Origin of the sequence: Streptomyces apocyni (assembly GCF_009739465.1) — a bacterium.
Taxonomy (GTDB): domain Bacteria; phylum Actinomycetota; class Actinomycetes; order Streptomycetales; family Streptomycetaceae; genus Streptomyces; species Streptomyces apocyni.
This window is the reverse complement of record NZ_WHOM01000056.1, coordinates 59,178-76,358: the sequence shown is the minus strand read 5'-3', so window position 1 is coordinate 76,358 and position 17,181 is coordinate 59,178. Positions and strand designations below refer to the sequence as shown.

14 protein-coding genes and 1 pseudogene are annotated in these 17,181 nt (G+C 71.5%); 7 read left to right on the top strand and 8 right to left on the bottom strand.

Going from position 1 to position 17,181, the window contains the following annotated elements:
* Positions 1–15 precede the first annotated feature (15 nt).
* Entirely contained in the window at positions 16–1,623 is a 1,608-nt protein-coding gene (locus GCN81_RS15945) for an HtaA domain-containing protein (protein WP_156725282.1), read from the top strand.
* A 122-nt stretch (positions 1,624–1,745) separates the two neighbouring features.
* Complete coding sequence (locus GCN81_RS15940; protein WP_156725281.1) at positions 1,746–2,552, top strand: site-2 protease family protein; 807 nt, start codon at positions 1,746–1,748, stop codon at positions 2,550–2,552.
* Here the strand turns inward: GCN81_RS15940 and GCN81_RS15935 are convergent.
* The 3 genes from GCN81_RS15935 to GCN81_RS15925 all read right to left on the bottom strand — a co-directional run bounded on the left by GCN81_RS15935 (position 2,542) and on the right by GCN81_RS15925 (position 4,653).
* Positions 2,542–2,751, bottom strand: a complete 210-nt coding sequence (locus tag GCN81_RS15935) for a hypothetical protein (RefSeq protein ID WP_156725280.1) — start codon at positions 2,749–2,751, stop codon at positions 2,542–2,544. The two genes, GCN81_RS15940 and GCN81_RS15935, sit on opposite strands and share 11 nt — an antisense overlap.
* 92 nt (positions 2,752–2,843) lie before the next feature.
* Positions 2,844–3,557: an NADPH-dependent F420 reductase gene (npdG, locus tag GCN81_RS15930; protein WP_156725279.1), complete on the bottom strand. Its 714-nt coding sequence runs from the start codon at positions 3,555–3,557 to the stop codon at positions 2,844–2,846.
* Between the two features lie 19 nt (positions 3,558–3,576).
* Entirely contained in the window at positions 3,577–4,653 is a 1,077-nt protein-coding gene (locus GCN81_RS15925; RefSeq protein WP_156725305.1) for a sialidase family protein, read from the bottom strand.
* A 122-nt stretch (positions 4,654–4,775) separates the two neighbouring features.
* Between GCN81_RS15925 and GCN81_RS15920 the strand changes: the two genes are divergently transcribed.
* Positions 4,776–5,387 carry a hypothetical protein gene (locus GCN81_RS15920; protein ID WP_156725278.1) on the top strand — a complete coding sequence of 204 codons (612 nt, stop codon included), beginning with the start codon at positions 4,776–4,778 and terminating at the stop codon, positions 5,385–5,387.
* 93 nt (positions 5,388–5,480) lie between these two features.
* On the opposite strand, the pseudogene GCN81_RS15915 reads toward GCN81_RS15920, so the two are convergent.
* Positions 5,481–5,702, bottom strand: a pseudogene (locus GCN81_RS15915) (hypothetical protein); the annotation flags it as partial.
* A 67-nt stretch (positions 5,703–5,769) separates the two neighbouring features.
* On the opposite strand from GCN81_RS15915, the gene map reads away from it, so the two are divergent.
* From map to GCN81_RS15900, 3 genes are all read left to right on the top strand, one after another.
* Positions 5,770–6,627, top strand: a complete 858-nt coding sequence (map, locus tag GCN81_RS15910) for a type I methionyl aminopeptidase (RefSeq protein ID WP_156725277.1) — start codon at positions 5,770–5,772, stop codon at positions 6,625–6,627.
* A gap of 126 nt (positions 6,628–6,753) precedes the next feature.
* On the top strand, positions 6,754–7,404 hold the full coding sequence (locus GCN81_RS15905) for a biliverdin-producing heme oxygenase (RefSeq protein ID WP_156725276.1): 651 nt from the start codon (positions 6,754–6,756) through the stop codon (positions 7,402–7,404).
* Positions 7,405–7,504: 100 nt separating this feature from the next.
* Positions 7,505–10,912 carry an ATP-binding protein gene (locus tag GCN81_RS15900; protein ID WP_156725275.1) on the top strand — a complete coding sequence of 1,136 codons (3,408 nt, stop codon included), beginning with the start codon at positions 7,505–7,507 and terminating at the stop codon, positions 10,910–10,912.
* Between the two features lie 20 nt (positions 10,913–10,932).
* Here the strand turns inward: GCN81_RS15900 and GCN81_RS15895 are convergent, their stop codons facing one another.
* The 4 genes from GCN81_RS15895 to panB form a co-directional block, all read right to left on the bottom strand.
* Complete coding sequence (locus tag GCN81_RS15895) at positions 10,933–11,790, bottom strand: ABC transporter permease (RefSeq protein ID WP_156725274.1); 858 nt, start codon at positions 11,788–11,790, stop codon at positions 10,933–10,935.
* Positions 11,787–12,806, bottom strand: a complete 1,020-nt coding sequence (locus tag GCN81_RS15890) for an ATP-binding cassette domain-containing protein (protein ID WP_156725273.1) — start codon at positions 12,804–12,806, stop codon at positions 11,787–11,789. Before GCN81_RS15890 ends, GCN81_RS15895 begins: the two co-directional genes overlap by 4 nt.
* Before the next feature lie 102 nt (positions 12,807–12,908).
* Positions 12,909–14,600, bottom strand: a complete 1,692-nt coding sequence (locus tag GCN81_RS15885) for a hypothetical protein (RefSeq protein WP_156725272.1) — start codon at positions 14,598–14,600, stop codon at positions 12,909–12,911.
* A 224-nt stretch (positions 14,601–14,824) separates the two neighbouring features.
* Positions 14,825–15,751 (bottom strand): 3-methyl-2-oxobutanoate hydroxymethyltransferase, encoded by a 927-nt coding sequence (gene panB / locus GCN81_RS15880; protein ID WP_156725271.1) that lies wholly within the window; start codon positions 15,749–15,751, stop codon positions 14,825–14,827.
* A gap of 379 nt (positions 15,752–16,130) precedes the next feature.
* Here panB and GCN81_RS15875 point away from each other — a divergent pair, with 379 nt between their 5' ends.
* A complete protein-coding gene (locus GCN81_RS15875; protein WP_156725270.1) occupies positions 16,131–17,165 on the top strand; it encodes an endonuclease/exonuclease/phosphatase family protein in 1,035 nt (344 codons plus the stop codon).
* The last annotated feature ends 16 nt before the right edge of the window (positions 17,166–17,181 follow it).

Genomic DNA, 17,181 nt, shown 5'->3' with positions numbered 1-17,181 from the left:
AGGAGCCACCTGACCATGGCAGCCATCCGCCGCCCCATAGCCCTCACCGCCGCCGTGTTCACGGCGGCCGCCCTGGGCACCGCCGCGCTCGCACTCCCGGCGCTCGCCGCCGAACAGGCGCCCGGCGCACCGAAGCTGGAGCTCAAGGACGGCACCCTGGACTGGGGCGTGAAGGAGTCCTTCCGTAAGTACGTGACCGGGATCGCCCACGGCGAGATCGAGGTCTCGGACGGGGCCAGGCAGGCGGACGGCAACGGTCCGTTCACGTTCACCGACGGCAAGGGGACGTACGACACCGGCACCCACGAGAACGAGACCGCCTTCAAGGGCAGCGTCCGCTTCTCCTCCAAGATGCACGGCTTCGACATCACCATCGCGGACGTGAAGGTGCGCACCGACCGCACCAGCGGCGCCATCGAGGCCGATGTGACCCTCAACGGCACGACCCAGGACGACATCGAGCTGGCCGCGCTCGACCTGAGCGAGGTGAAGCCCGGTCGTGGTGAGGGCGGCGCGATGACCTTCGCGGACATCCCGGCGACGCTCACCGCCGACGGCGCGGAGGCCTTCAACGGCATGTACAAGGAAGGCGACGCGCTCGACGCGGCCAGCCTGTCAGTGACAGCGGTCAGGGCGCCCACCACCCCGCCGACCAGCCCTGACCCGACCGCCACGGCCACGACGAGCCCCGACCCGACCGCCACCGCGACGACCAGCCCGGACCCCACCGCCACCGCGACGACCAGCCCCAAGCCGACCACTACGGCGACCACCAGCCCCAAGCCGACCAGCAGCCCCGACCCCACCACGACGGCGACGACCAGCCCCGACCCCACCAAGCGGCCCACGGGCGAGATCGTCGACGGCACCCTCTCCTGGGGCCTCAAGGAGTCCTTCCGTCGCTACGTCACGGCAGGCGGCGAGGTCCAGACGGCGGGCGGCGCCAAGAAGACCGCCAGCGGCTACGACTTCCCGTACGCCAAGGCCGACGTGGACGCCAAGGTGCGGAAGGTCGACGCGTCCTTCGACGGCAGCGTGCGCTTCCTGTACCAGGCGCACGGCATCGACATGAAGTTCAGCGACATCAAGGTCAAGACCGCGGGTGCCAAGGGCACCCTCCTGCTGGACGTCACCACGCCCGAAGGCACCAACGACGACGTGGAGTTCGCCGCACTCGACCTCGCCAAGGCCTCGTACGCGGCCCAGGGCGAAATCCTCCTGCTGGACAAGATCCCGGCGACCCTCACCGCGGACGGCGCCAGGCAGTTCGCCAACGAGACGACCGGCTCCCCGTACAAGGAGGGCGAAGCCATCGACCCGGTGACGGTCGCCCTGGCCCTCTCCGACGACGCCAAGCTCCCCGACGGCACCGGCACTTCGGGCGGCACCGGCACCAACACCACGGGCGGCACGGGCACCACCACCGGAGGTACGGGCACCACCACCGGCGGCACCGGAAGCGTCGGGAACACCGTGGGTGGCTCGGTGGGCGGCTCGGGCTCCCTCGCCTCCACCGGCTCGGACCTCCCCGTCGGCGCTCTCGCTGGCGCGGCCGGACTGGTCGTGGCCGCGGGCGCGGGCACGGTCCTCCTGGCCCGTCGCCGCTCGGACGCGCAGGGGTAGTTCGCTGCCCCGGTGGCTCAACTCGACGTGCGGCCCCCTGCGTGNGTGGGGGCCGCCCGACTCGCAGCCGCCTGCCTCACGACCACGTACCGGCGACCGCCGACAAGCCGTAGGGTCGCCCCATGGGAAGTGGCGGCAGGGGTTTCAGCAGGGCCGAGCGGCGGATCAGCCCCGTCTTCCTGGGGCTGCTCGCGGTCATGGCCGCGAGCGGCTGGGCGGTGTGGGCGGACGTGTCACCGCGCGTCGGGATCGCGATCTTCCTGTTCGTCACCGCGTCCTGGGTCGTCTCGCTCTGTCTGCACGAGTACGCGCACGCCCGTACCGCCCTGCACAGCGGCGACATCTCCGTCGGCGCCAAGGGGTACCTCAAGCTCAACCCGTTCGCGTACACGCACGCCCTGCTGAGCATCGTGCTGCCCGTACTGTTCGTGATCATGGGCGGGATCGGCCTGCCAGGCGGCGCCGTCTTCATCGAGCGCGCCCGCATCCGTGGCCGCTGGCGGCACAGCCTGATCTCGGCGGCCGGCCCCCTCACCAACGTGCTGTTCGCCGTGGTGTGCACGGCGCCGTTCTGGCTGGACGCCCTGGACGGTGTACCTAGGCCCTTCCGGTACGCGCTCGGCTTTCTGGCGCTGCTCCAGGTGACCGCCGCGATCCTGAACTTCCTGCCGGTCCCGGGACTCGACGGGTACGGGGTGATCGAGCCCTGGCTCTCGCACTCCATCCGCCGCCAGGTGGAGCCGTTCGCGCCGTTCGGGCTGCTCGCTGTCTTCGCGTTCCTGTGGATTCCGCAGGTCAACGAGGTGTTCTTCGACGCGGTGTACGCGCTGCTCAGGGGCCTTGGGGTGACCGACCTGGACTCGTACTGTGGGCTGAACCTCTACCGCTTCTGGCGGGAGGAGCCCTCGTTCTGCCTGGTCAGTCCGTAGTAGCCGTACCCGTAGCGGACTCCGAGGACGCCTCGCGCTCGGCCTTCGCCCGGCGCAGGTAGTACCAGGCCATGTTCGACGACAGCCCGGCCAGCAGGATCCACACGACGCCGAGCCAGCTGCCCTGGACGAAGGACACCACGGCCGCGGCCACGGAGAGCAGGCAGACGGCGAGGGCGTACAGCGCGAGGCGGGGCATGGGGGTCGGCTCCTGTCCGAGGTACTGGCGGTGTTTCCCCTCCAGTGTCCCCCATGCCCGGACCGCGCCCGGACCGCGCCTGTCCGACTTGCCTATACGTCGGTCACGCGCAGGCCCGCGTGCGCCTTGTACCTGCGGTTCACCGAGATCAGGTTCGCGACCAGCGACTCCACCTGGTGGGCGTTACGCAGCCGCCCCGCGAAGACGCCCCGCATCCCCGGAATACGCCCGGCCAGCGCCTGCACCACGTCCGTGTCGGCGCGGGACTCGCCGAGCACCATCACGTCGGTGTCGATCTCTTCGATGGCCGCGTCCTGGAGGAGCACCGCCGACAGATGGTGGAAGGCCGCTGTCACCCGTGAGTCGGGCAGCAGGGCCGCCGCCTGTTCGGCCGCGCTGCCCTCCTCGGGCTTCAGCGCGTACGCGCCCTTCTTGTCGAAGCCGAGCGGGTTGACGCAGTCGACGACCAGCTTGCCCGCCAGGTCATCGCGCAGCGCCTCAAGGGTCCTGGCGTGGCCGTCCCACGGCACGGCGACGATCACGATGTCGCTGCGCCGCGCGCACTCGGCGTTCTCCGCTCCCTCGATCCCCAGGCCCAGCTCGTCCGCGGCGGTCCGCGCCCGCTCCGCGGCCCGGGACCCGATGATCACCTTCTGGCCCGCCCTGGCCAGCCGGTAGGCGAGGCCACGTCCCTGGTCACCGGTGCCGCCGAGCACGCCGACCACGAGACCCGACACATCAGGCAGGTCCCAGGGGTCCTTGGCCGGGACCTTCGCAGCATCAGAGGAGGAGGAAGAAGAAGTCATACGGCGACGATACTTCGGGTCAGCTCAGCTCTGACAGCGGGACGCGTCGGAAGGTCACCGTCTCGTACGGGCCGAAGTCCCCGGTCTCGTAGAGCAGTCCGACGGTGTCCTCGTCGACCCGTACGAGATCGGAGTACGCGGCCGGGAGCCCGTCCACCGTGTGCGCGACCCGCCAGGTGGTGCCGGAGTCGGTGCTCGCGCGCACGGTCATCAGCGCGCGGTGGCCGGGGTCGGCGGGGCCGGAGAAGAGCAGCGGGCCGCCGTCTGGGAGTTGCAGCACACAGCCCTCCACCACCGGGCCGGTGAGCCCGGCCTGCGGGCGGAACGGTTTGACCAGCGAGGCGCCGCCGTCGGTGGACAGGGCGTCGGCGCGGGTGCCGGGGGCGGGGGAGTCCGTGCGGGTGTTGAAGTAGAGGCGTCCGTCCGGGAGTTCGGCGGCAGTGGTCTCGTTGACGTTCACGATGCCGCTGGCGGTGCTGTCGACGTACCCGATGCGCCAGCTCACGCCGCGGTCGTCGCTGAGCAGGCAGTGGCCGCCGTTGTACTTGGCCTCGGTGCCGACGTCGGAGCCGGTGGGCGGCAGCGAGTGGTTGGCGGGTACGACGACCCGGCCACCGCTCAGCTGGAGGGCGTGCCCGGGGACGGTGGCGTACCAGCGCCAACCAGGCTCCTTGGTCTGCGCGGTGATCTCGCGCGGGACGCACCAGGTCGCGCCCTCGTCGTCGCTGTGGGTGATCCAGATCCGGCGTCCGTCGGCGGCGGAGACCTGGCCGCGGCGGATCCGCGTCTCGGTCGCGGCGGCGAGGTTGCGGACGTGGACGAGGAGGATACGGCCGGTGTCCAGGACGACCGGGGCCGGGTTCCCGGCGAGGTCGGGGCCGTTCTCGGCGGCGACCTGGAGCGGCCCCCAGGTGCGTCCGCCGTCCGTGGAGCGCTTCAGCACGATGTCGATGTGGCCGAAGTCGTGGCGGGAGTCGACGCGGCCCTCGCAGAAGGCCAGGAGCGTGCCCGACGCGGTGGCCACCACCGCCGGGATACGGAAACTGGCGTAGCCCTCACGGCCCGCCGTGAACGGTACGGACATCTCGATCGGCATCGAGCCACTCTCGCAAGCCGAGTCGAACATGGGGTGAACAATGGGGTGAACAGCGGGCGACAGGGCGGCACTTCACCGTTTCCAGCCCTCTGGCCGCCCGCTCTGCGGCAGGATGCGGGGCCATGGACGCCGTACGGGTCGCGCTGCTGCGCGAAGTGCTGGCCGGGACCCGGTGGCTGGCCGACACCCGCCACTTCGCCCGGGCCCTGCGCACCTCCGTGGTGCCGCATGGCGGCGGTCTGCTGCTGGTCGGCACCGAGGCGTACGAGCCCTGGCATCTGACCGCGCACCTGGTGGACGAGGCGGCCTGGTCCGGCACGCCGGAGCTGACTCCGACGCTCGTACGGCACCGGGTGCGGCCTGGTGACCCGGCGCAGCTGTCGGTGGGTCTTGGCCGGATCGAGGCGGCGCGGCGCGGCGAGACGCTGCTGGTGGTGGCGCCGGACGAGCCGGGGGCGGGGCTGCTTGAGCGGGTGGGGGACGCGCGGCGCGCGGGGGCGACCGTACTGGCGCTGGACGCGGGGGGACGCGAGCTGCGGGCCATGTCCCACGAGGCGCTGTCCGTGCCGGACGAGCCTGACCTGGAGCTGGACCTGGACACGGTCCAGCACCTGGTCAGCGCGGCGGCGGGGGAGAACAGCCTGCCCGCGCCCGCGCCGCGCGGGCGGCGGCTGCGGGACCGGCTCTCCCGGCTCGCGGATCAGCTGACGGCGCCGCCGCCCGCGCGGTGGTGAGCGGGGTCAGCCGTGTTTCCCGTCACCTTTTCCGGTGCCGTCGGTGCCGTCGGTGCCGTCCGTGTCGGTGTCAGCTGGCGTGGCGGTGCCCGTACCAGCGTCATCGCCGCTCTCATCGTGCCAGCGGGGGTCGTTCTCCCATTTGAGGTTGCGCTCGCGGGCCGTCTGGAGCGCGTGGCCCGCCTCCTCGCGGGTCGTGTACGGGCCGAAGCGGTCCAGGGCCCGGCACTCGGGGCCCTCCTCGACCGTTCCGTGCCGCAGGCAGAAGTACCACTCGCCGGGCTTTCCGACCGTCCGCTTCTTGAACAGGGCCATCGTCGGCTCCCTCTGTTTGACGTTCCGCCGCCATGGTGCCCGAAAGGCGCTGGATACACTCGTGGACATGTCTGGCCAGTCACTGCTTGTACCAGGGGAGCTCTCTCCCGTCCGTTCCGTTCCCGGCAACATCCGGCGTCCCGAGTACGTGGGCAAGCCCGCGCCCACTCCGTACACCGGCCCCGAAGTCCAGGACGCCGACACGATCGAACGGATGCGCGTCGCCGGGCGGGTGGCGGCGCAGGCGATGGCGGAGGCCGCCAAGCACATCGCGCCGGGCGTCACCACCGACGAGCTGGACCGGGTCGCGCACGAGTTCATGTGCGACCACGGCGCGTATCCGTCCACGCTGGGCTACCGGGGCTTTCCCAAGTCGCTCTGTTCCTCGGTGAACGAGGTCATCTGTCACGGTATCCCGGACTCCACGGTGCTGCGGGACGGCGACATCGTGAACCTGGACGTGACCGCGTACCTGAACGGCGTGCACGGTGACAACAACGCCACGTACCTGTGCGGTGAGGTCGACGAAGAGTCGAAGCTGCTGGTCGAGCGGACCCGGGAGGCCACCCACCGGGCGATCAAGGCGGTCAAGCCCGGCCGCCAGATCAACATCATCGGGCGGGTCATCGAGTCCTACGCCAAGCGCTTCGGCTACGGCGTGGTCCGCGATTTCACCGGGCACGGAATCAACTCGTCCTTCCACTCCGGGCTGATCGTCCCGCACTACGACAGCCCGCACGCGACGACCGTCATCCAGCCCGGCATGACCTTCACCATCGAGCCGATGCTCACTCTCGGCACCCATGAGTACGACATGTGGGACGACGGCTGGACCGTGGTGACCAAGGACAGGAAGCGGACCGCGCAGTTCGAGCACACACTGGTGGTGACCGAGACCGGGGCGGAGATCCTCACTCTCCCCTGAGAGCCGTCTGGGAACTTTCCGGCCCCGGGCCGTTTTACCGACAGGACGTCGGGAACACATTGACTTAGGCATGCCTAAGTAGGATGATCGGTCCTGGTTCTCGCCCCTTCGGTATCGGAGGTCCCTGTGGACACCCCGTTTTCCACGCTCATCCGCACCGCGTCCCATGAGCAGCACACCGAGGCGGAGACCTCGACGTTCATGGGCGACCTCCTTGGCGGGCGGCTGGGCGTGGACGCCTACGCCCGGTACACGGAGCAACTCTGGTTCGTGTACCGCGCCCTCGAGGACGGCGCGCGGGAGCTGCGGGACGACCCGGTGGCGGGGCCGTTCATCCAGCCCGAGCTGATGCGGGTCGCTGAGCTGGAGCGTGACCTGACGCATCTGCGCGGCGCCGACTGGCGCGCCGGGGCACGACCGCTGGCGGCGACCGCGGCGTACGCGGCACGGGTGGCGGAGTGCGCGCGCGACTGGCCGGGCGGCTATGTCGCGCACCACTACACGCGCTACCTGGGCGACCTCTCCGGGGGCCAGATCATCCGCGACAAGGCCGAGAAGGCCTGGGGCTTCGCCCGCAAGGGCGACGGTGTCCGCTTCTACGTCTTCGAGTCGATCCCCAACCCGGCCGCGTTCAAGCGCGGATACCGTGAGCTGCTGGACGGTGTGGCCGTAGACGACCTGGAGAAGCAGCGGATCGTCGACGAGTGCAAGCGGGCGTTCGCGCTGAACACGGAGGTGTTCCGGGCGCTGGGCGAGGAGTTCCCGCTCAGCGCGTAGGCCGGGCTCGGGCTGACGCATAGGCCGGGCTCGGCTGACGTAGGCGGGCTCGGGCTAAAAGGTACGGACGTTCGGGGTTGGTACGGGGACAATGGGCGGAATGCGCTTCACGATCCTCGGCACCACCCAGGCCCACCTCCCTGATGGCACCCCCGTTCCGGTCGGCGGGGCGCGGCTGCGCGCGCTGCTCGCCGTACTCGCGCTGCGCGCGGGGCGGGCGGTGCCGGTCGCCGTGCTGATCGACGAAGTGTGGGACGGTGCCCCGCCCGCCGACGCGGCCGGGGCCCTACAGGCGCTGGTCGGGCGGCTACGGAGGGCCCTGGGGCACTCGGTGGTGGTCTCCGCCGACGGTGGCGGCTACCGGCTGGCGGCCGAGCCGGACGACGTCGACGCCCACCGCTTCGAACGGCTCGCGGCCGAGGGTGCGCGGGCGTTCGCCGAGGGGGCGCCGGAGAAGGCGGCCGGTCTGCTGGGTGACGCGCTGGCGCTGTGGCAGGGCCTCGCCCTCGCCGACCTGCCCGGCCGTACGGCCGACGCGGCACGCTGGGACGCGCTGCGGCTTGACGCCCGCCGCACCCGGCTGGCGGCCGGGCTCGCCCTCGGGCAGGCGGACACCGTACTCCCCGAACTCACCGCGCTCTGCGCCGCCCACCCGCTGGATGAGCCGCTCCAGGTGCTCCGCCTGCGGGCGCTGCGCGACGCGGGTCAGGCGGCCGAGGCGCTGGCCGCGTACGACGCCGTACGCACCGAGCTCGCGGACCGCCTGGGCACCGACCCCGGCCCCGAACTCCGCGCCCTCCACACGGAACTCCTCCACCCACATCCACGCCCACACCACACCGCGCCGGTTGAGGGGGCCGGGGTGCGGGCTGTCGGGAATCTGCGGGCCCGGCTCACCTCCTTCGTGGGGCGGGAGGCGGAGATCGAGGCCATCAGACGGGATCTGCGCACGGCGCGACTGGTCACGCTGCTGGGGCCCGGTGGCGCGGGCAAGACGCGGCTGTCGCAAGAGGTCGCCGAGCGGGTGGACGGCGTCCCGGACGGCGTGTGGCTCGCCGAGCTCGCCCCGGTGGAGGCGGCCGCTGATCCCAAGGCCGTGCCCGAGGCGGTGCTCACGGCGGTCGGTGCTCGCGAGACCGTACTGCACAGTGCGGGTGCCGAGGAACTGCGCGCCGCCGACCGACGCGGCGACGACCCGCTCACCCGGCTCGCCGAACACTGCGCGGGGCGGCGCATGCTGCTGCTCCTGGACAACTGCGAGCATGTCGTGGCGGCCGCGGCCCACCTGGTGGAACACCTCCTGGCCCGCTGCCCGGGGCTCACCGTCCTCGCGACCAGCCGGGAACCCCTCGGCGTACCAGGTGAGGTGGTCCGACCGCTGGACCCGCTGCCGGAACCCGTCGCGCTGCGGCTGCTCGCCGACCGCGGCGCCGCGGCCAGCCCCGGCTTCCGCGTCGACGCCGACGAGGCCACCGCCGCCGCGGCCGCCGAGATCTGCCACCGCCTGGACGGCCTGCCGCTGGCCATCGAACTGGCCGCCGCCCGGCTGCGGATGTTCACCCCGCGCCAGATCGCCGACCGCCTCGACGACCGCTTCCGGCTCCTCACCAGCGGCAGCCGTACGGCCCTGCCCCGCCAGCAGACCCTGCGCGCCGTCGTCGACTGGTCCTGGGACCTGCTCGCCGAAGACGAACGCGCCGTGTTGTGCCGCCTCTCCGTCTTCGCGGGCGGCAGCGATCTGGCGGCGGCCGAGTCCGTCTGCGGCGGCGCATCGGGCGGCGGTGCGTGGGGCGGCAGCGCGTCGGGCGGCGGCGCCCGCGTGATCGACCCGAGCCAGGTCATGGACCTGCTGGGGTCCCTCGTCGACAAGTCCCTGGTCGTCGCCGCCCCTTCGTCCCAAGGGCAGATGCGCTACCGCCTCCTGGAGACCGTCGCCGAGTACGCCGCCGAGCGGCTCGACGAGGCCGGGGACCGGGCCGCCGCTGAGCGGGCCCACCTGGTGCACTACCGCGAACTGGCCCGCACGACCGACCCCGAGCTACGCGGCCCAGGACAGCGCGCCGCGATCGCCCGCATCGAGGTCGAGTACGAGAACCTGCGCACCGCGCTGCGCCGGGCGACCGCCGCCCGCGACGAGCAGGAGGCGCTCTGTCTCGTCCTGTCGCTCGCCTGGTACTGGCAGATGCGCGAGCTGCGCAGCGAGAGCTGCTACTGGGCCACCACGGTCGCCGAGCTGGGCCCTGACCCCTTCGATCCGCCGGTCAAGGCCGCGCCGCCGCTGCACGAGCGGAGTATCGACGCGCCGCCGCCGATGCCGCCCGAGCAGCTGTGGGAGGCACGGCGCGGAGTGCGGCTGATCCAGCTCGTGGGCATGGACCACACCAGCAACGCGTGGCTCTCGGGCGAGAACAAGGCCCGGATGCGCCGGATCGGTGAGGCCTACCGCCCCGGACTGCCGCAGACCTGCCGTTCGCCCGGCGCGCTGTGGATCTACGTGGAGATGCTGACCGGTGACCCGGACGGCCTGGTCGCCCTGATCAGCGAGACCATCGACGCCTGCCGTGCGTACGGCTACCGCTGGGAGCTGGCGGGCAGCCTGCAGATGCGCGCCAACGTGATGGCCAACCGCACCGACTGGGCGGCAGCGGCGGACCGTGACGCCGACGAGGCGCTCGGGCTTTTCCTGGAGCTCGGGGACACCTGGGGCGCGGCCGAGGCGCTGTCCGCGCGCGGCGAGGCCCGGGAGCGGCGCGGCGACCTGGCGCGCGCCGGGGCGGACTTCAGCGCGGCCATCGAGCTCGCCGAAGAACTCGGGGCGCCGACGCAGGTCGGCATCCTCAAGGCACGGTTCGCCGGGGTCCTGCTGGAGACGGGACAGGCCGAACGAGGCGAGGCGATGCTGCGCGAGGTGATCGCCCAGCAGGGCCGCGGGGTGATGGACGCGCTCCCCGCGGCGCGGCTCTACCTGGGGATCTGGCTGGGCCGTACGGAGCGCACCGCCGAGGCACGGGAACAACTGGTCCTGATGCGGCAGCAGTACCCCGCCGGTCCCGTGGTGTTCTTCGAGGGCCTGGTACGTGGCCTGCTCGGCTGGCTGGACAACCAGGAGGGGCGCTACGACACCGCCCTGGAGCACGCCCGCGCCGCCCTCACCTACTCCAACGAGCCGCTGGCCGTGATGATCGCCCCGCAGCTGCCCGCGGTACATCTGGTGACCGTGGCACGGGCGTTGGTGGGTCTCGCGGCAGCGGACGGCGAAGGCGCGCCCGGCCGGGTACGTGACGCGGCCCGGCTCGGCCGGGTACGTGACGCGGCCCGGCTGCTGGGAGCGGGCGACGCGCTGCTGCCGCCAGGTCACCGTGCCGACACCCTGGAGCGCGAGAACCGAGCGGCGGCCGAGGCCGCCGTCCGGGCGGTCATCGGCGACGCGGCGTACGAGCGGGCCTACGCGCAGGGCGGCGGCCTCAGTGTCGAGGAGGCCACCGCCCTGTTCGCGGACGGGCGGTAGAACCTGCCTTTCGCGCCTGGTCAGCTCTCGCTGCGGAACTTCCGTATCGCCAGCGGGGCGGTCACCAGGGTGATACCCGCCGCCCAGGCCAGTGTGACCAGCGTCGGGTGGGCGATCGCCCCCGTGCCGTTGATCAGCGCCCGGGACGCGTCCGCCAGGTTCGACAGGGGATTGACCGCGGTGAAGCCCTGTAGCCAGCCCGGCATCGTCGAGGTCGGGGCGAAGATCGAGGAGCCGAACTGCAGCGGCATGATCACGATCATCGCCACGCCCTGCACGGCCTGCGGAGTGTTCATGGAGAGCCCGAGCAGGATGAAGATCCACATCAGTGAGGCGCCGAACAGGGTCGCCAGCGCCACCGCCGCGAGCAGGTCGACGACCGAAGTCTTGATCTCCAGGCCGAGCAGGAAGCCCATGCCGAGCAGGATCGCGGTGGCGACCAGCATCCGGCCTATCTCCACGACGATCTTGGCGATCAGCACCGACGACCGGGCGATCGGCATCGTCCGGAAGCGGTCCATCACTCCCTTCTTGAAGTCCTCGTTGACCCCCGTGCCCACCGCCATGGCGATGTTGATGCCCATCATCGCCATCATGCCGGGCACCACGTAGTTGACGTACTCCTGCTGGTTGCCCTTGCCGGAGATCGCGCCGCCGAAGACGTACACGAACAGCAGGATGAAGATGACCGGCATCAGCACGACGTCGAACATCGACTCAGGGTTCTGCTTGATCTGCAGGGCGTTGCGCCGTGCCAGCGCGCCGATGTGGCGGACGTTGTCCCGCAGGCCGATCCGGCCCTCGTCGGTCAGTTTCCCTCGGTCGCCGGGGGCCTGCTGGGTGCCCTGACCGGGGGTGGTGACGGTTGCCGCGCTCACGCCGCGACCTCCTCAAGCTCGGAGTGGGCCGTGGCGTCGGCGGTCTTCTGGCCGGTGATGGCCAGGAACACCTCGTCCAGGCTGGGAAGTTCGGTGCCGATGTCGGCGATGCCGTAGCCGCGGGCGCCCAGCAGGCCGACCACCGCGGTCAGTTGCTCGTCGCTGAGGATCGGCACATAGAGCAGCCCGTCATCGGGAATGGCCTGTGAACCGGTTGCACCGTCAAGCCCCGCCTCGGTCAGCGCCCGGGCCATCGAGCCGAGTACGGTCGGGTCGGTGGGGCGGATCTTCAGGGTGCGGCCGCCGACCCTGGCCTTGAGCTCGGCTACCTTGCCGCCCGCGATCACCTTGCCGCGGTCGATGACCGTGAGCTCGTTCGCCAACTGCTCGGCCTCCTCCATGTACTGGGTGGTGAGCAGTACGGTCGCCCCCTCGGCGACCATCCGCCGCACCTCGTCCCAGACCTCGTTACGGGTACGGGGATCAAGGCCGGTCGTCGGTTCGTCCAGGTAGAGCACGGCGGGCTGCCCGATCATCGAGGCGGCCAGGTCCAGCCTGCGGCGCATCCCGCCGGAGTACTGGCTCACTGGCTTGCGCGCGGCCTCGGTCAGGGAGAAGCGCTCCAGCATGGCGTCGGCCCGCCCCCGCGCGGCCGACCGGGACAGGTCGAGCAGCCGCCCGATCATGTACAGGTTCTCCCAGCCGGAGAGCCGCTCGTCGACCGACGCGTACTGCCCGGTGAGGCCTATCCTGCGGCGCAGGGCGCGCGGTTGGCGTACCACGTCGAAGCCCGCGACGGTGGCGTACCCGGCGTCCGGGGTGAGCAGCGTGGACAGGCAGCGTACGAGGGTGGTCTTGCCCGCGCCGTTGGGGCCGAGCACGCCGAGCACGGTGCCCTCGCGGACGTCGAGGTCCACGCCGTCCAGCGCCTTGGTCTCGCCGAAGTGCTTCACCAGGCCCCGCACCGCGACGGCGTTGGTGCCGCCGCCCGCCGGGTCGTTGTCGAATCGCGTCATGCCGTCAACGGTGCACTACGCCACTGACAATCAGCCGACAGACCGCCGACAAGCCGCCGACAGGCTGCCGAGAGGGGCGTGGACACGACTGCCGAGAGGGGCTCAGTTTCCGCAGCAGCCGTCCGCGTCGCCTGTTCCGGAACCCGTGTCGAGGCGGCAGTAGCACGACGCCTCGACGGGTACGTCGGCCCACGCGGTGGCGATGCGCAGCTGCTGGGCGATGATCCGTGCCTCACCCGCCTTGCCCAGGCGCAGGAGGCACTCATGGAGGCCGTGCAGGGCCCAGACGTTGCCCGGGTGCTGGAGGGGCCTGGGGAGCGTGCCGTCGAGGCCGAGGTCGGCCCGGTAGACCGCCTCGGCCTCGGCGACGCGTCCCTGTTCGAGGAGCAGGGCGCCGTAGGCGTGGCGGGTGGGCTGCATCCAGCCCCAGGGCTCGTCGTAGGGGAGGTTGTCGTCCAGTTCGATCGACCGTTCCAGCGCGGCGAAGGCGGCGTCGTGGTGGCCCTTGCGGTATTCCAGTTCGCCGTCGAGCATCGCGGAGGCGATCGCGAGGATGTCGGCGCACGTGTTGTTGAACAGCATGCGCGTCTCGGGGACCCGGGCGACTGCCGCGTGGAAGAGCTGACGTTCGGCCTCCGCTTCGGGGACGCGATGGGTGGCGGAGAGGGCGACGCCTCGGGCGTAGTGGAGCATCGCGGTCGTCACGCAGTACAGGTCCGGGTCGACGGGCAGTGGCAGCGCCAGGATGGCGTCCCAGCGGCCGAAGCGGATCAGGGCGTGCACCCGCATGGCCAGGAAGGACTCCAGCCAGTCGGCCATGGGCGGGCTCGGTACGCGCAGCAGGTCCTCCGGGATGGATGCCTCCAGCTGTGCGGCGGTCTCCAGGGCGACCTCGGACTGGCCGAGGAACATCGCGCCGTAGATCTTGAAGTGGTAGTTGTGCGACCGGTACAGCGTGTAGAAGTTCATCGCCCCGGCCCGTGCGTGGACCTTCTCGTCGGCGACGATGGCGACGCTGTTGTCCGACACCACGCGTCGGTAGTCGCCGCAGAGCACCTCCAGGTGCGACGGCATGTGGTGGAGGTGGCCGGCATCGGGCACCAGGCCGCGCAGCCGGTCGGCGACGGGCAGGGCCGCCTCGGGGGTCGGGGACATCTCCATCAGGTGGATGTACAGGTGCAGGACGCCTGGATGCCGCCGCCCGGCGTCGGTGGCGAGTGCGCGGTCCAGGACGGCCTTGGCTTCCCGTGTGCGGGCGCCCTCGGCCGGTTCACCGGTACGCAGGTCCCACAGCTGCCAGGGCGTGAGGTTCATCAGAGCGTCGGCGTACAGGGTGGCGAGGTCCGGGTCGTCGGGGGCGAGGGCGTGGACGACGCGCATGCTGTCGGCGTACGGCGCGTTCCACACCGAGCAGTCGGCCACCGGCTCGGCCTGCGGATAGCGAGCGCGCAGCACGTCGATCAGCGCGCGCTCCACGGGGGTGGCGTCGGCGGCTTTCCCGTGGGCCAGTTCCACGGCGGTGTGGGCGCGTTCGACGGTCGTGGTCAGGTCACGGTCGTCGAAGAACTCCCAGGGCTTGTTGTAGTTCGGGCCGAGGGCGTAGGCGATGCCCCAGTACGCCATGGCACAGTCGGGATCGTCCTCGGCGGCCGCCTCGAAGCAGGCGACGGCCTCCTCGTGATGGAAGGCGTACGTCCACAGCAAGCCGCGGTCGAACCACAGTTGGGCCTCGGGGGATGAGGTGGTCACCGAGCGGCTGTAGGGGCCGAGGTCGTAGTAGTCCAGGTGATCCATGCGTCGCGACTCCTGACGGTGCTGCGGCTGGGCAGGCAGGTGCTGTCCGGAGTTGATTTTCCCAGGTCTGGGCCTCTTTGCGCCGGAAGTGACCGGTGTTGTGTCAGCGGTGACCGGCTTTGTGCCAGCAGCGACCGACAGCCCGCCGACGGGGGAAGATCGGCGGGCTGTCGTCTGTGCCGCAGTGGATCAGGTGTGGCTGAGCGGCGCCTCAGCGGTGTGTGTCAGTGGAAGGTGTGTTCCGCCTGAGGGAACGTTCCGCCTACCACGTCGTCGGCGAACGCCTTCGCCGCGTCGCCCATGGTCTGGCGCAGCTGCGCGTACTGCTTCACGAAGCGCGGCAGCTTGCCGCCGGTGAGGCCCATCATGTCGGTGTAGACCAGCACCTGGGCGTCGCACCCGTCCCCGGCGCCGATCCCCACGGTCGGGATCTGCAGCGAGCGGGTGACCTCGGCGGCCAGCTCGCCCGGCACCAGCTCCAGCACCACGCCGAACGCGCCCGCGTCCTGCGCGGCCTTGGCGTCGCGCAGCAGCCGGTGGGCGTCCTCGTCGCCGCGGCCCTGGACCCGGTACCCCATGGTGTTGACGGACTGCGGGGTGAGGCCGAGGTGCGACATCACCGGGATGCCGGACTGGACCAGGAGTTCGGTCTGCGCCAGCGAGCGCTCACCGCCCTCCAGCTTCACCGCGCCGACACCGGCCTCCTTCACCAGGCGGGTGGCCGAGCGCAGGGCCTGCACCGGGCCCTCCTGGTACGAGCCGAACGGCAGGTCGCCGATGACCAGGGCGCGCTGGGTGCCCCGGACGACGGCGGCCGAGAGCATGGTCATCTCGTCGAGGGTGACGGGCACGGTGGTGTCGTACCCGAGGTGGCAGTTGCCCATCGAGTCACCGACCAGCAGCACCGGGATACCCGCCTCGTCGAAGACGGAGGCGGTCATCGCGTCGTAGGCGGTGAGCATGGGCCACTTCTCGCCCCGCTCCTTGGCGAGGCCGAGGTCGCGAACGGTGATGCGGCGGGTGCCCTTGCCGCCGTACAGCGCTTTGCCGCTGTCGGCGGGCGGAGTGGCGGGCTGGGCGGTGGGCTGAGCGGTGGGCGGAGTGGCGGACTGCGCTGCGGCAGACTTCTGGGCAGCCGAAAGCTGCGTCATGGCGACGGCTCCTTCTGTCATCTCGTGGCGCCCTTACGGCGTCCCCGGATCACGTCCATGGTGGCACCTCGGCCCTGGCTCCGGCTAGTGCGGGCGGGGAGGGGCGGACGGGAGGGCCGCCCTGGGGCCCTCCCGTACGGGAGGGCTGCGGGTGATGTGCGCCATGTGGGCCGTGTGAACCATGTAGGCCATGTGGGGCAATGTGCCCGTTCTGTCACAGACCCCACCCGCGCCACGCCTCAAGGAACCCGGACGCCGACTCCACTCGTCCTGTAGGCAGTACGGCCGCCACGGCAGGCGGCGGAGAAGGGCACGCCCCGTATCGCCTAGGGTCTTGGCAGGGGACGTGTGCACGGCAGTTGGGCAGTGAGGCGGCGGTATGGCGCGGGTGGACATCACAGAGGCGGACAGCGAAGGCGCGGAGCCCGACGGTCCGCCGGCACGGCCACGCCCGCGTGCGCTCCGCCTGCTCGACGGCTGGCGGGGGGACCGGGGCATCTGGCGCCGTGGCCTCGTGCTGGCCGCCCTCGCGTTCCTGATCGCGCTGGTGATGGCGCTGCACGCGCACATCCCCAACCGCGTGGGCAGCCTCGGCAGCCTGACCGAGACCTTCCTGCCCTGGCTGGGCCTGGGCGTCCCGCTCCTGCTGATCCTGGCCGTGGTCCGCAAGTCGGCCACCGCGCTGATCGCGGTGCTGCTGCCCGCCGTGGCCTGGGTGAGCCTGTTCGGGGGCCTGGTCACCGACAAGGCGGGCAGCGGCGGCGACCTCACCGTCGCCACCCACAACGTCGATGCCGACAACCCCGACCCTGAGGGCACCGCCCGTGACATCGCCGCGTCCGGGGCCGACGTGGTGGCCCTGGAGGAACTGACGCGAGCCGCCGTACCCACGTACACGAAGATCCTGGAGGGTACGTACAAGCACCACAAGGTCGAGGGCACCGTGGGCCTGTGGAGCAAGTACCCGATGCGCGACACCCAGGCCGTCGACATCAAGATGGGCTGGACCCGGGCGCTGCGCTCCACGGTCGAGACCCCCCAGGGCGAGGTCGCCGTCTACGTGGCGCACCTGCCGTCGGTGCGCGTCCGGCTGAACGCGGGCTTCACCGCGGGTCAGCGCGACGACAGCGCCGAGGCGCTGGGTCTGGCGATCAGGTACGAGCCGCTGCGCCGGGTCATCCTGCTCGGCGACCTCAACGGCACGATGAACGACCGCGCGCTGTCCCCGGTCACCTCGCAGCTGCGCTCCACGCAGGGGGCGGCGGGGGACGGCTTCGGGTTCAGCTGGCCCGCGGCGTTCCCGATGGCGCGGATCGACCAGATCATGGTGAAGGGCGTACAGCCCGAGGCCTCCTGGACCCTGCCGCGTACGGGCAGCGACCACCGGCCGCTCGCCGCGTCGGTCAGCTTCTGACGTCTGGCGGTTACCC